This window comes from Pseudoduganella sp. R-31 (assembly GCF_049913235.1).
Taxonomy (GTDB): Bacteria; Pseudomonadota; Gammaproteobacteria; order Burkholderiales; family Burkholderiaceae_D; genus Rugamonas.
In genome coordinates, this window is sequence record NZ_CP183986.1 from 5652017 (window position 1) to 5665868 (window position 13852).

Consider the following 13852-nt stretch of genomic DNA (forward strand, 5'->3'; position numbering starts at 1 on the left):
CAACTACTTACAATTTTTCTCGTAGTTAAACTACATGTAAGTGAAACCTGTAGTTGCCAACACAGATGCGTTCGCATAGCATCGCGCCCATTATTTGAAATCGGGAGACCTCATGTCGACGCAAGAACTGGAACAGGGTAACGGGCCAATGCCCCGGCAAATCCCGTACATCATCACCAACGAGGCTTGCGAGCGTTTCAGTTTTTACGGCATGCGCAACATCCTGGTGCCGTTCCTGATCAGCACCCTGCTGCTGTTCATCCCTTCCGAGCATCGCGCCGGCGAAGCGAAGCATGTGTTCCACACCTTCGTGATCGGCGTGTACTTCTTCCCGCTGCTGGGCGGCTGGCTGTCGGACCGCTTCTTCGGCAAATACAATACGGTATTCTGGTTCTCGCTGATCTACTGCGCAGGGCACGCCTGCCTGGCGCTTTTCGAGAGCAACCTGAATGGCTTCTACTTTGGCCTGTTCCTGATTGCCTTCGGCTCGGGCGGCATCAAGCCGCTGGTAGTGTCCTTCGTCGGCGACCAGTTCGACCAGACCAACAAAAAGAAAGCCAAGGTGGTATTTGACGCCTTTTACTGGAGCATCAACTTCGGCTCCTTCTTTGCGTCCCTGCTGATGCCGATCTTCCTGAAGGACTTCGGCCCGGCCGTCGCGTTCGGCATCCCGGGCATCCTGATGTTCGTCGCCACCCTGGTGTTCTGGGCCGGCCGCAGGAAGTATGTCCACGTGCCGCCGTCGGAGCCAAGCAGCGAATCGTTTTCACGTGTCACCCGCACAGCGCTGATGTCGGCTGCACCGGGCCAGTCCCGTCCCGGCTTGACCGTCGCGGTCATTGGCGTCATTGCCGCGCTTGTGTCCCTGGCCATGACCCCATCCTGGGGCTTCGTGATCGCGGCCTGCACGGCGCTGGTGCTGCTGATCTCTTTCGGCGGCATCGGGACCTCGATGCAGCTCGAGCGCGCACGCGGCAAGCATAGCGATGAAGCGGTGGACGGCGTGCGCGCCGTGCTGCGCATTTTCATCGTGTTCGCCCTGGTGACCCCGTTCCACTCCCTGTTCGACCAGAAAGCGTCAACCTGGATCGTTCAGGCAAACGATATGGTGCACCCGACCTATGAACTGCTGGGCTGGTCCTTCAGCTTTGTGCCGGCGCAGATGCAGGCGCTAAATCCGCTGCTGGTCATGCTGCTGATTCCATTTAATAACATCGCGCTGTTCCCGCTGCTGCGCAAGCTGGGCATCGAACCGACGCCGCTGCGCCGGATGGGCGCCGGCATATTCTTCGCCGCACTGGCCTGGGTGGTGATCGGCACGCTGCAGGTGTTGATGGATGGCGGCTCGCCGGTGTCAATGGCCTGGCAGATCCTGCCTTATGCATTACTGACCTTTGGCGAAGTACTGGTGTCCGCAACGGGCCTGGAGTTCGCGTATTCGCAGGCGCCCTCCTCGATGAAGGGCGTGATCATGGCACTGTGGTACCTGGCGATCACCGTGGGCAACCTGTGGGTGCTGATTGTGAACGCGGGCGTGAAGAACGACGCCGTGTCCGCCTACATCAAGACCACCGGCTTCTCGGTGATGGCCTTCCAGATGTACTTCTTCGCCGTCTTCGCGGCACTGGTGGCCGGCTGCTTCGCCCTTTACGCGATGCGCTACAAGATGGTGGATTTCTACCGCAAGGATACGGAACCGCAGGTCTGCTACGGCTCTGCGCCCGAACCGCAAAAGGCATGAGCAAAGGGGCGCAGCGCAGCGCCGCACCGTACTAGCCAGCAGTCTCTTTGCCTTGTATGCTGTCTGCTACAAGTTGAAGGATGGTGGACTTTTACCGGCTGATACGGATGAGCATCCTGCGCGCCCTGGTTCTATGCCTGGCCATGACGGCCTCCCTCGCCCACGCACAGGTGGTCGAACTGCGCGTAGCCTTCGAGGATAAGGATACTTACGACCATACCGGCGCCGGCACGGCAATTCCTGATAATCCGGGAGTCGCAGTAGAAATGGTGGCAATGCTGCCTTCCCGCGTGCCTCGCCTGAAGATTCAATTTTCGCGCAAACCATGGGCACGCTGCCTGGCGGAACTTGAGGCCGGCGCCGTGGATGCCGTGTTCTCCAGCAGCTTCAAGCCAGAGCGAACGAAGATGGGCGTCTACCCGATGCGCGATGGCAAGGACGACAGGCGCTTTCGGATCGACACCAAGACGTACAGCCTGTACCGCCTGATCGATTCACCGCTCCATTGGGATGGCAAGCGCTTCTCATTTCCACCAAGGCTGGTCGCCATGCGCGGCTACGCCATCGTTGACGACCTGCGCAAGATGGATATCCAGGTGAACGAAATCAGCAGCACCGAGGACGCCTTCCGCATGCTGCTGGCCGGCCGTGCCGACGGCTTGGCGCAGTTGAGCGACGTGGGCGACTACGTGCTGCGCAAGAATCCCGAGTTCGCGCGCATTGTCAAAGTCTCCCCGCCGCTGGCCAGCAAGGATTACTACTTGCAGTTCAGCCACCAGTTCCAGCAAAAATATCCTGAGCTGGTCACCGAGGCCTGGAAGGCACTGGCCGATATCCGCCAGGGTGAACATGAACGGCTGACGGCGAAGTACCTGAAGCAGTACGCCGACTAAGCATTGGCGAAAATCCGCACAAGGCGCGGATGGAATTCCGGAATTCCGCCACGCCACAGCGGGCCCGCGCCAGCCGCCAAGGGCTGCGCACCAATAAAATCAAGCACTTGCCGAATTCCAATTTTCTGGCACGGAAGCTGCTATTAGCTGGTCAAAACACCCCTTATCCAGGAGACCAGCATGACCAAGCTTAAACTCGCATCCCTCTTCGTGGCCGCAGCATTCGCTTCCGCCGCCAACGCCCAGGAAGTTGTCCGCCTCGGCAACCTGAAATTCGCCCACTACGGCGCCGTCTCGTACATCAAGGAAATCGCACCGAAGTGCGGCATCAAGGTCGAAGAACACGTCTTCGCCAAGGGTCCTGACGTGATGCAGGCGATCCTGGCCGGCGAGCTCGATGTCGGCGCCACCGCATCGGAGGCCGCCATCCAGGGCCGCGCCAATGGCGCCCCGATCTATGTCGTCGCCGGTTTCGCCAAAGGTGGCGCGCGCCTGGTCGCGCGCCCCGACAGCGGCATCAAGGCGATCAAGGATTTGAAGGGCAAGAAAGTCGGCGTGACCCGTGGCGGCATCCACGAAGTGCTGCTGGCTGCCGAACTGGCGCAAGCCGGCCTGACCTTCTCCGACCAGCCGGGCAAGGACGTGCAACTGGTGTTCCTGGCCTTCGCGGACCTGAACCAGGCCCTGCTCGGCAAGAACCTGGACGCGATCATGCAATCCGAACCGCAATCCTCGCAAGCCATCAACAAGGGCTTTGGCGTGGAAGTCATGAAGCCATATGACACCCCGATCGGCGAACCAGTCCGCACCATGGTCATGAGCGAGAAGTTCTACTCGACCCGCCGCGCTACCGCCGCCAAGTTCATGAACTGCTTCGTACAGGCCACCAAGACCTTCATCGACGACAAGCCAACCGCAGAAAAATACGTGCGCAACGTGATCTTCAAAGGCCAGATCACTTCCGACGACTTCCAGGACGCGATTGCCAACTCGCCGTACACCTACGACATCTCGCCGCAGCACATCCAGGTCACCACCGATGTGATGAACAAGACCGGCGTGGGCAAGATGCGCAAGGCGCCCGTGGCTTCCGAGTGGGTCAAGACCGACCTGCTGGACGAAGCCAAGAAGAGCCTGAACATCAAGTAAGGCGAGGCACATCATGGCAAAACTGAATTTGCGCCAGATCGCAGCGGGCTCCGTGGTGCCCGTGCTGGTGATCGCATTGTGGCAGGCCAGCGCCTCGCTGGAGTGGATCAACCCGCAAGTGCTGCCCTCGCCTTGGGCCGTGGTCACCAAGTGGGTCGAGTACCTGCTGCCGCTGCAGCCTTACGACCCGGCTGCCAGCTCCTGGTTCGCCTGGGCGCTGTCCGGCGAGCTGATTGGCGACACCATCAGCAGCATGTACCGCGTGCTGGTCGGCTTCGCTGTCGGCGCGGGCCTGGCCCTGCCTTTCGGCCTGGTGATGGGCTCGAGCAAACGGATGTACGACTGGCTCAATCCCCTGCTGCAGGTGCTGCGTCCGATTCCGCCCATCGCCTACATCCCGCTGGCGATCCTGTGGTTCGGGCTGGGTAACGCGCCAGCTGTGTTCCTGATTGCGCTGGGCGCCTTCTTCCCGGTGCTGATGAACACCATCGCCGGCGTGCGCCACGTGGACGGCATTTACATCCGCGCCGCCCGCAACCTGGGCGTCAGCCAGAGCACCATGTTCGTGCGCGTGATGCTGCCGGCAGCCGTGCCTTACATCCTGTCCGGCGTGCGCATCGGCATCGGTACCGCCTTCATTGTGGTGATCGTTTCCGAGATGATCGCCGTGAACAACGGCCTGGGCTTCCGTATCCTCGAAGCACGCGAGTACTTCTGGTCGGACAAGATCATCGCCGGCATGATCAGCATCGGCCTGCTTGGCCTGGCGATCGACATTGGCATGAACAAGCTGAATAACCATCTGCTGCGCTGGCACCGCGGCCTGGAGAACTGAGATGAGCGCAACCCATATCGACGTCAAGGGCGTCAACAAGGTATTCAAGACCGACAACCGCGAAGTGGTGGCGCTGCGCGACATCAACCTGCAGATCCCGCAAGGCCAGTTCGTCTGCCTGCTGGGCCCATCGGGCTGCGGCAAGTCGACCCTGCTGAACGCCATCGCCGGCTTCTCGCTGCCGTCGAGCGGCGAGATCACCGCCGACGGCCAGTTGATCACCGGCCCGGGCCCGGAGCGCGGCATGGTGTTCCAGGAATACGCCCTTTTTCCATGGATGACGGTGGAAAAGAACATCGCCTTCGGCCTCGAAGTCAAAGGCATGGCGCAGGCGCAAATCAAACAGCGCGTGGACCAGCTGCTGCAGATGCTGTCGCTGTCCGACTTCCGCAACCGCTATCCGAAAGACCTGTCGGGCGGCATGCGCCAACGCGTGGCGATTGCGCGCGTGCTGGCACTGGACTCCCCGATCATGCTGATGGACGAGCCTTTCGGCGCACTGGATGCACTGACCCGCCGCAACCTGCAGGACGAGCTGCTGCGCATCTGGTCGGAGCTGAAAAAGACCATCATCTTCGTTACCCACAGTATCGAAGAAGCGATCTACCTGGCCGACCGGATCGTGGTCATGACCTATCGCCCTGGCACCGTCAAGCGCGACATGATCGTGGAGCTGCCGCGCCTGCGCGATCCCGCATCGGCCGACTTCAATGCCTTGAAGCGTGAACTGGGCGCGCTGGTGATGGAAGAACAGCAGCGCCACCACAGCGACGAACTGCGCATGGCTGCGGTGGACTAGAATTGCGCTTATGCGCAAACCTTTCCTCTTGCTGTTAACCCCGGCGGCCGCGATTATCGTGGCCGCCTACCTGCTCGGCGCCTATCGTGCCGGCAACGAACAGTTGGCGCAGGGCCAGCGCCAGCTGCAGCTCATGGCGCCGGAACTGCAGTCGGTGCTGGAACGCTTTGAAACCCTTCCCTTCGTCCTGGCGCAGCAACCCGACCTCACCAACGCCCTCGCCAACCCGAAAGATCCTGAAGCGATCGCCCGGCTGAACGAAACGCTGCAAACCATCCAGCAGCAAGCCAAGGTCGGTGCGCTGTACCTGATGGACCGCAACGGCCTCACGCTGGGCGCCAGCAACTGGGACCAGCCGCGCGGCTTCGCTGGCAAGAATTTTTCCTACCGTCCGTATTTCCAGGCCGCGCTGCGCGGCGATGCGGGCCGCTTCTACGGCATCGGCACCAGCACCAGCGAAGCGGGCTACTTCATCGCGCAGCCGGTGCGCCGCCACGGCGAGATCGACGGCGTAATCGCCGTCAAGATCAGCCTCGCCGAACTGGAACGCAACTGGAACAGCAGCGAAGATCCGATCCTGCTGGCCGATCGCCATGGCGTGATCTTCCTCAGCAACCGTCCGAATTGGCGCTACCACAGCCTGGAGCCGCTGCCGGCCAGCGCGCTGGCCGAACTGGCCCGCACGCAGCAATACATCGGCCGCGATGTCACGCCGCTGGCCCGCAATCCCGGCCCGCGCGTCACGCAGGAGGTGGGACGGCTTGGCTGGCAGCTGATGATCTTCCCGAGCCAGTTGCGCGTGGTCCGCAGCGGCATCAACTGGGCGCTGGCAACTGCCCTGCTGCTGGCCTGCGGCGGCGTATCGTATTGGGCCATGCACCAGCGCCGCCGGCGGCGCGAGGAGCGCCTGGCCTTCGACCGCGAACTGGAGTCGCGCATCGCCCAGCGCACGCAGCAGCTGAGCGAAACCAACCGCATCCTGCGCACGACGCAAAACGAACTGGTGCAGGCCGGCAAACTGGCCATGCTGGGTCAGATGGCGGCTGGCATGACGCATGAACTGAACCAGCCCCTGGCAGCGATCCGTGCCTTTGCCGACAACGCCCGCACCTTCCTGGAGCGCGGCCAGCCGGAACAGGCGGCCAGCAACCTTGGCCACATCGGCGATGCCAGTGCGCGCATGGGCGCCATCATCAGCCAGCTGAAAGGTTTCGCGCGCAAGGACGAAACCGTCGGCCCGGTGGACTTTGGGCGCGCCGTGCGCAGTTCGGCCTTCCTGCTGGAGAGCGAGAGCAAGCGCCGCAACGTGGCGATGGAGATCGATACCGGCGCCGCACCGTTGATGGTGGCGGGCGATACGGTGCGCATCGAACAAGTGCTGATCAACCTGCTGCGCAATGCCCTCGATGCTGTCGAGAGCACCGCGCAGCCGCGCGTCTCCGTCGTGCTGTCGCGTGAAGGCGGCGACGGCGTGGCACGCATCAGCGACAACGGTCCAGGCATCCCGCAGGAAGTGGCAGCGCACCTGTTCGAGCCCTTCTTCACGACCAAGCCTGCCGGGAAAGGGCTGGGCCTGGGGCTGGCGATTTCCTCGTCGATCGCGCAGGCAATGAACGGCCGCCTGTCGGCCCGCAACCTGGACGGCGGCGGCGCGCAGTTTGAGTTACGCTTACCGCTTATCAAGGAAGGAGCCGCCCCATGAAGGCGCTATTGGTTGAAGACGAGGCCGCGCTGCGGCTGGCCACCTCGCAAACGCTGGAACTGGGCGGTTTTGCGGTGCAGGCTTGCGCAAGCGCCGAGGAAGCACTGCCGTTGTTGCTGGCGAACTTCGCGGGCGTGGTGGTGACCGATGTGCGACTGCCGGGGCTTTCAGGCCTGGACTTGCTGGCGCGCGTGGCCGCTCTGGACGCCGAGCTGCCGGTCATCGTCGTCACCGGCCATGGCGACGTCAGCATGGCCGTCGAAGCCATGCGCGCCGGCGCTTACGACTTCATTGAAAAGCCGTTCGCCTCCGAACGCCTGATGGATGCCGTCAAGCGCGCCCAGGAGCGCCGCAACCTGGTGCTGGAAAACCGCCGCCTGCGTTCCGAGCGCGCGCAGCATCCCGACATGCCGGACCTTATCGGGCGCTCCGAGGCCATCGAACACCTGAAGGTCGTGGTGCGCAACGTGGCGCCGACCGGCGTCGATATCCTGGTCAATGGCCAGACCGGTACCGGCAAGGAAGTGATGGCACGGCTGATTCACGCGGCCAGCGGGCGCAAGGGGAATTTCGTCGCGATCAACTGCGGCGCCTTGCCGGAGTCGGTATTCGAGAGCGAGATCTTTGGCCACGAAGCGGGGGCCTTCACAGGCGCGCAAAAGCGGCGCATCGGGAAGCTGGAATTTGCCAACGGCGGCACGGTTTTCCTCGACGAGATCGAGAGCATGCCGATGGCCTTGCAGGTCAAGCTCCTGCGCGTGCTGCAGGAGCGACGCCTTGAGCGGCTGGGCGGGAACGAGTCGGTCGCGCTGGATTGCCGGGTAGTCGCCGCCAGCAAGGCCGACTTGCTGGCGCTGTCGGCGCAGGGCCTGTTCCGCGAGGACCTGTATTACCGGATCGGCGTGATCAGCATCGACTTGCCGCGCTTGCGCGACCGGCGCGAGGATATTCCGCTGCTGCTGGCGCACTTCGTCGCCGAGGCAGCACAGCGCTACCAGCGGGCGATGCCGATGTGGACGCCGGAGCAGATGGCTGCGTGGCAAGCTGCGGATTGGCCGGGCAATGTGCGTGAACTGCGCAACTTCGCGGAACGCCTGACGCTTGGGCTGGTACCTGCTGCGCCGGTCGCAGCGCCGCACAGCATCCCGGCTGGTGTCGCCGCCCCAGCCACGCCCGGCAGCACTGCCGGTCCGGCTTTTGCCACTGGTGCGGGCATTTCGTCGCCTGCGGGCGCCGCGACGGGTGCCGGCATGGAATGGGCCGCCGGCGCTGGAGCATCCGGCAGCGCCGCGATGAGCGCCGGCGCTGCGTCGGCTGCCGGCGTAGTGATGGCGGCCGGCGTTCCCGCCGCGGGCGCTGCGGGGACGGAGGCCGAGCAGCCCTCCCTGCCGCAGCAAGTCGACGCTTTCGAGCGCGACCTGATCCTGCGCGCCCTGGCAGCGGCCGATAATAATGTGGCACTGGCCGCCGACCGCCTGCTCCTGCCCCGCAAAACGCTGTACGACAAGCTGAAAAAGCACCAGATCCAGCGCGACTGAAATGTAGTAAAGCTACAGATTTTGCGGTAAGATTTTCGTAGCATCACTACTACGGAGACAAAATGAAGCAGCGCACCCTGGTCGCGGCCCTGCCGGTGGTTTTTGCGGCAGTTTCCGCCGCGGCAGCGCCAACCACCGCCCTCACCGCAGCGCCAACTGCTGCGACATCGCACACGCTGGCCTCTTGCGAAGGCCCGCACGAAACCGTGCTGGCCCGTACGCAAGGCTTCGACGCCCGCGCCCTGTGGCTGGATGGCAGGCTGGCGAAATGGACCGGCGCCCAGGCCGAAGGCAGCTTCAAGCTCTATTACGCAACCGCAGCCGGCATCAGCGCCCCGCAAGGCGCCACCGTGAGCGGAGCCGATGGTGCGCTGCAGCTCAGCGCAACGACAGAAGCGCTGCCCCCGCAACTGGCCGAGCGCTTCAGATATACCGGAGACGGCGTGCTGCTCGCGCTGTCCGCCGCCGACCGCGCCCGCCTGCCGGCGCTGCTGCCGAAACAGCTCGTGCTGGTGCAGGAGAATGCCGACGGCACCGTGCGCGACGCCACGGCTTTGCAAGTCCCGGGTGTGCTGGATGACGTCTACGCCGCTGCAGAACAAACGACCGACCTTGGCGCTAGCATCGCCAAAGGCGGCACCACATTCAAGCTGTGGGCGCCGACCGCGCAACGCGTCTCCGTCTGCGTCTTCGACTCCGGCAGCAGCAAGCCGAAATCCATCACCACCATGCATGCCGATGCGAAAACCGGCATCTGGTCCGCCAGCGCGCGCAGCAACCTGTCCGGCAGCTACTACAAGTACGTGGTGGACGTGGTCGCGCCGAAAACTGGCCTGGTGCGCAACGCCGTTACCGACCCGTATTCCGTCAGCCTGACCGCCGATTCCGCCCGCAGCTACATCGCCGACCTGGCCGACCCGCGCCTGGAGCCCGCCGGCTGGAACAAGGACCAGCCGCCTGCCAAGGTGAAGGCGCAGCCGGACATGTCGATCTACGAGCTGCATGTGCGCGACTTCTCGATCAACGACCTGTCGGTCAGCGCCATGAACCGCGGCAAATACGCAGCTTTCCGCGAGACCGGTTCCAACGGCATGAAGCATCTTGCCATGCTGGCCAAGGCCGGACTGACCGACGTGCACCTGCTGCCGGTATATGACCTGGGTAGCGTGCCGGAAAAAGGCTGCATTGCCCCCGTCGTGCACGGCGCGCCGGACAGCGACCAGCAGCAGAGAATCGTCAGCGTCAACGCGCTGAAGGACTGCTACAACTGGGGTTACGACCCCTGGCATTACAACGCACCTGAAGGCAGCTACAGCACCGATGCCGCCGACGGCGCGCGCCGCATTATCGAACTACGCGAAATGGTGATGGCGCTGCACAAGACCGGCTTACGGGTCGGCACCGACGTGGTCTACAACCATACCTACCGCGGCGGACAGCACGAGCGCTCGGTATTGGACCGCATCGTACCCGGCTATTACCAGCGGCTGAACCTGAAAGGCGAAATCGAAAACTCCACCTGCTGCTTCAACACGGCCACAGAGAATCGCATGATGGCCAAGCTGATGATCGATTCGGCCGAACTGTGGACCAAGCACTACCACATCGATTCCTTCCGCTTCGACCTGATGGGACACCAGCCGCGCGCCGCAATGGAAGCGCTGCAGGCGCGCGTCAATAAAGCGGCCGGGCGACACGTGAACCTGATCGGCGAGGGCTGGAACTTCGGCGAAGTAGCCGACGGTGCACGCTTCGTGCAGGCTTCGCAACTGTCGCTGAACGGCAGCGGCATCGGCACATTCAGCGACCGCGCGCGCGACGCAGTACGCGGCGGCGGTGCTGGAGATTCGGGTGCGCAAATGGTCGCGCAGCAGGGGTTCATCAATGGCCTGGTGTACGACCCGAACGCCGGCGCCGGCCTGCGTCCCGTGACGGACCTGATGAAGGCATCCGACCTTGTGAAGGTCGGCCTGGCAGGCTCGATCCGCAGCTACCGCATGCAGACCTTTACCGGTGAAGCCAAGGAACTGCAGGCCATCGTGTACGGCGGCAGCCAGCCGGCCGGCTATGCGAGCCAGCCCAGCGAAGTAGTCAACTACGTGGAGAACCACGATAACCAGACGCTGTACGACATCAATGCCCTCAAGCTGCCCATATCCACGACCAGCGCCGACCGCGCACGCGTGCAGATGCTGGCGGCGGCAATCAACGCCTTCTCGCAGGGCGTGGCGTATTACCACGCCGGGTTTGAAATCCTGCGTTCGAAATCGATGGACCGCAACAGCTTTGAATCGGGCGACTGGTTCAATCGCCTCGACTGGACCTACCAGACCAACTATTTCGGTTCCGGCCTGCCGCCTGCTGCGGACAATGGCAAGGACTACGCATTGCTCCAGCCCTTGCTGGCCAATCGCGCGCTGCAGCCAACGCCCGTCGATATCGCATTCGCACGAGACACCTTCCGCGACCTGCTGCGCATTCGTGCCAGCAGCACCCTGTTCCGGATGCGGACCGCGGAGGATGTCAGGAAGCGCCTGCACTTCCTGAACACCGGGCCGGATCAGGTGGCAACCGTCGTCGCGGCGCGCCTGGACGGCGCCGGCTATGAAGGCGCGGGATTCAAGACGGTGGCTTACTTCATCAACGTGGACAAGGTGGAGCAGACTATCGTCGCCGCTGGAGAAGCCGGCAAGGCTTATCGCCTGCATCCCGTCCAAGCTGGCGCGGCGGCTCGCTACGACGCAGCAACGGGCAGCTTCACCATTCCGGCGAGGACGGCTATAGTGTTCGTTGAATAAACTCAAAGGCCGCCGGCCGCCCAGCCATGACAATCACCCTTCGCGCGATTCAAGGCGATATCACCATACTTTCGGTCGACGCAATCGTCAACGCTGCAAATTCCTCGCTCCTGGGCGGTGGCGGCGTTGACGGCGCAATCCATCGTGCTGCCGGGCCGGAGCTGGTCCACGAATGCCGGCTTCTCGGCGGCTGCAAGACTGGCCAGTCGAAGCTGACCAATGGCTATCGGCTTCCGGCCAAGTACATCATCCATACCGTAGGACCGGTTTGGCGCGGCGGCAACAGCGGCGAGCCGGAGCTTTTGGCGGCCTGCTATCGCGGCAGCATGGCGCTGGCGGCCGAGCATGGCGTAGCCACGCTGGCGTTCCCCAGCATCAGCACCGGCATCTATGGCTACCCGATCGACTTGGCCGCAACACTCGCCGTCGCGACAGTCCGCGCTGCGGCCGAACAATTTCAAGGAATTAAAGAAATCATCTTCTGCTGCTTCTCCCAAGCCGACCTGGCTGTCTACGAAGAGGTCCTTACTCAGTGACTCTTCCAGGAAAAAAATTGCCGACGCATCGAAGTGGGGCAAGTGCGCTATCGCTACATCATTTCAACATCGGCAGCAGGTCGCGACGGCGATATTGCGTTGAACGTGACGATTCAGGCCGAAAGTGGCAGTGGCTGCATCCTTAAGATAGCGGGGCTGAGCACCCGCGATCCCTGGCTTGATTTTCCCCAGCCCGAATCGGCGGACAAATACCTGAAATTGAGGCCACGACACGTGGCCTCACTTATCAAGCATGCACTTGCAAATGGATGGAGTGCTCAACAGGCTGGGGCGCCATTTCAGATGAACGCAAATGAATGTGCGTTCATGCCAGAATATGGATAACGCCATCGCGAAAGCTAAGCATGACGCAGGAACTCGTCTGCACCATCGGCCACTCGAATCGTTCAATCGACGAATTCATCGGGTTGTTGCGCCAGAATGGTGTTGAATGCCTTCTCGACATCAGGACGGTGCCGAAGTCGCGGCATAATCCGCAGTTTGGGCAAGACCAGTTAGCTGCGTCGCTGGCCGCAGCAGGAATTGAATACCGTTATTTACGCGGGCTTGGCGGGTTGCGTCGTCCGCGGAAGGATTCCGAAAATACTGGCTGGCGTAACCTGTCCTTTCGCGGCTATGCCGACTATATGCAGACGGAGGAGTTTGCGGAAAACGTCGATGCTGTGGTTGAACTTGGGCGCAACAAGTGCTGTGTGCTGATGTGTGCCGAAGCAGTGCCGTGGCGCTGTCACCGCTCACTGGTAGCCGATGCTTTGCTGGTCCGCGGCGTGCACGTGGACGACATCATCGACGCGCGACAACGGCGACCACACAAGATGACGCCATTTGCCAGCGTTGAAGGGGTACGCATTACTTATCCCGGCGAAGAAGAGCGTGGAAATCGGTGAGCTTTTTGGATCAAGCGTGATGATATCCTGATTCAATTTCGATCTCCGCCATGAAGAGAACTTTGCACGCTCTGGTCGTCGCAGCCATATTAGTCGCCTCCTTGCAAGCCAATGCATGTATCAATTCGGTCGGCACCAACTACCGCGGCGAAATCATCAGACCAGGCACATACACGGGCAATGATCTCAAGCCCCAGTTGATCACACCGAACGACAAAGCCTTTTTGATTCCTTGGTCTAAGTACGCAGTCGCAGAAGTACGCAAGTCGCCAACATTCCGCAATTTAATCGAATTGTCCGCAGTTCTGATCCGCTTCGACAAGTTGCCTGAAGCGGTGAAACTGCTTCAATTTATAGAGAACAAGTACCCAGGGAAATATCAAACAGCGTCCAACTTGGGTACTGCACACGAATTACTGGGGCAGAACGAAGATGCATTGAAATGGATTCTTGAAGGGCTGAAGCGAAACCCAAACGACCACTTTGGAACTGAATGGCTGCATGTTCACATCCTGAATGCAAAGTTAGGGAAAGTTCCTCGGCAGACTCCTGGAAAATCAATCCTGAATCTCGACTTCGGCAATGATGCAATGCCGCGACTTCCGGCACAGCTTCCCAACGGGAACGATGGAAAGCCAACCTCTCTGTACGCGATGGGCCGTGCGCTAAGCTACCAACTGACGGAGCGGATCTGGTTCGTGCCCGCTCCAGACAAAGTGGTTGCAGGGCTGCTGCTCGATTGGGCGAACCTGGAGTTGCTCGCGGGTGCAGTGGAATCTGCTGACGTGCTTTATGACGCCGCAATTCGTTACGGCGTTAAAGAGGACAAGACAATCTCTCTCCGCCGGAAGGAAGTGGAAAAGATTCTGTCGCTAGCAAGGAAAAATCCAAGCGACAAAACAGGGGATTGTGAGTTATGCGAGCCGCCGGCTTCGGATCTCAAATAGGAACTG

Annotated in this window: 12 protein-coding genes; all 12 read left to right on the forward strand. The window is 61.8% G+C overall.

Annotated features, from left to right (window positions below):
• Nucleotides 1-112: 112 nt before the first annotated feature.
• Complete coding sequence (locus ACN9MY_RS25790) at nucleotides 113-1741, forward strand: oligopeptide:H+ symporter (RefSeq protein WP_426164154.1); 1629 nt, start codon at nucleotides 113-115, stop codon at nucleotides 1739-1741.
• 107 nt (nucleotides 1742-1848) lie between these two features.
• On the forward strand, nucleotides 1849-2634 hold the full coding sequence (locus ACN9MY_RS25795) for a substrate-binding periplasmic protein (RefSeq protein WP_426336335.1): 786 nt from the start codon (nucleotides 1849-1851) through the stop codon (nucleotides 2632-2634).
• Nucleotides 2635-2814: 180 nt separating this feature from the next.
• Nucleotides 2815-3783 carry an ABC transporter substrate-binding protein gene (locus tag ACN9MY_RS25800; protein ID WP_426164159.1) on the forward strand — a complete coding sequence of 323 codons (969 nt, stop codon included), beginning with the start codon at nucleotides 2815-2817 and terminating at the stop codon, nucleotides 3781-3783.
• Between the two features lie 13 nt (nucleotides 3784-3796).
• A complete protein-coding gene (locus ACN9MY_RS25805) occupies nucleotides 3797-4618 on the forward strand; it encodes an ABC transporter permease (protein WP_426164161.1) in 822 nt (273 codons plus the stop codon).
• 1 nt (nucleotide 4619) lies between these two features.
• Nucleotides 4620-5417, forward strand: coding sequence for an ABC transporter ATP-binding protein (locus ACN9MY_RS25810; protein ID WP_426164163.1), 798 nt, complete (start codon nucleotides 4620-4622; stop codon nucleotides 5415-5417).
• A gap of 10 nt (nucleotides 5418-5427) precedes the next feature.
• Nucleotides 5428-7119: a sensor histidine kinase gene (locus ACN9MY_RS25815; protein WP_426164165.1), complete on the forward strand. Its 1692-nt coding sequence runs from the start codon at nucleotides 5428-5430 to the stop codon at nucleotides 7117-7119.
• Nucleotides 7116-8657, forward strand: coding sequence for a sigma-54-dependent transcriptional regulator (locus tag ACN9MY_RS25820; RefSeq protein ID WP_426164167.1), 1542 nt, complete (start codon nucleotides 7116-7118; stop codon nucleotides 8655-8657). The genes ACN9MY_RS25815 and ACN9MY_RS25820 overlap by 4 nt, the downstream gene beginning before the upstream one ends.
• Nucleotides 8658-8719: 62 nt before the next feature.
• Nucleotides 8720-11455: an alpha-1,6-glucosidase domain-containing protein gene (locus ACN9MY_RS25825; protein ID WP_426336336.1), complete on the forward strand. Its 2736-nt coding sequence runs from the start codon at nucleotides 8720-8722 to the stop codon at nucleotides 11453-11455.
• 26 nt (nucleotides 11456-11481) lie between these two features.
• Entirely contained in the window at nucleotides 11482-11991 is a 510-nt protein-coding gene (locus ACN9MY_RS25830) for an O-acetyl-ADP-ribose deacetylase (RefSeq protein WP_426319062.1), read from the forward strand.
• Nucleotides 11992-12033: 42 nt separating this feature from the next.
• The gene (locus ACN9MY_RS25835; protein ID WP_426319063.1) at nucleotides 12034-12336 is read left to right on the forward strand and encodes a hypothetical protein; all 303 of its coding nucleotides are present in this window, start codon (nucleotides 12034-12036) and stop codon (nucleotides 12334-12336) included.
• A gap of 20 nt (nucleotides 12337-12356) precedes the next feature.
• Nucleotides 12357-12899, forward strand: coding sequence for a DUF488 family protein (locus ACN9MY_RS25840; RefSeq protein ID WP_426319064.1), 543 nt, complete (start codon nucleotides 12357-12359; stop codon nucleotides 12897-12899).
• 50 nt (nucleotides 12900-12949) lie between these two features.
• The gene (locus ACN9MY_RS25845) at nucleotides 12950-13846 is read left to right on the forward strand and encodes a tetratricopeptide repeat protein (protein WP_426336337.1); all 897 of its coding nucleotides are present in this window, start codon (nucleotides 12950-12952) and stop codon (nucleotides 13844-13846) included.
• Nucleotides 13847-13852: the final 6 nt, after the last annotated feature.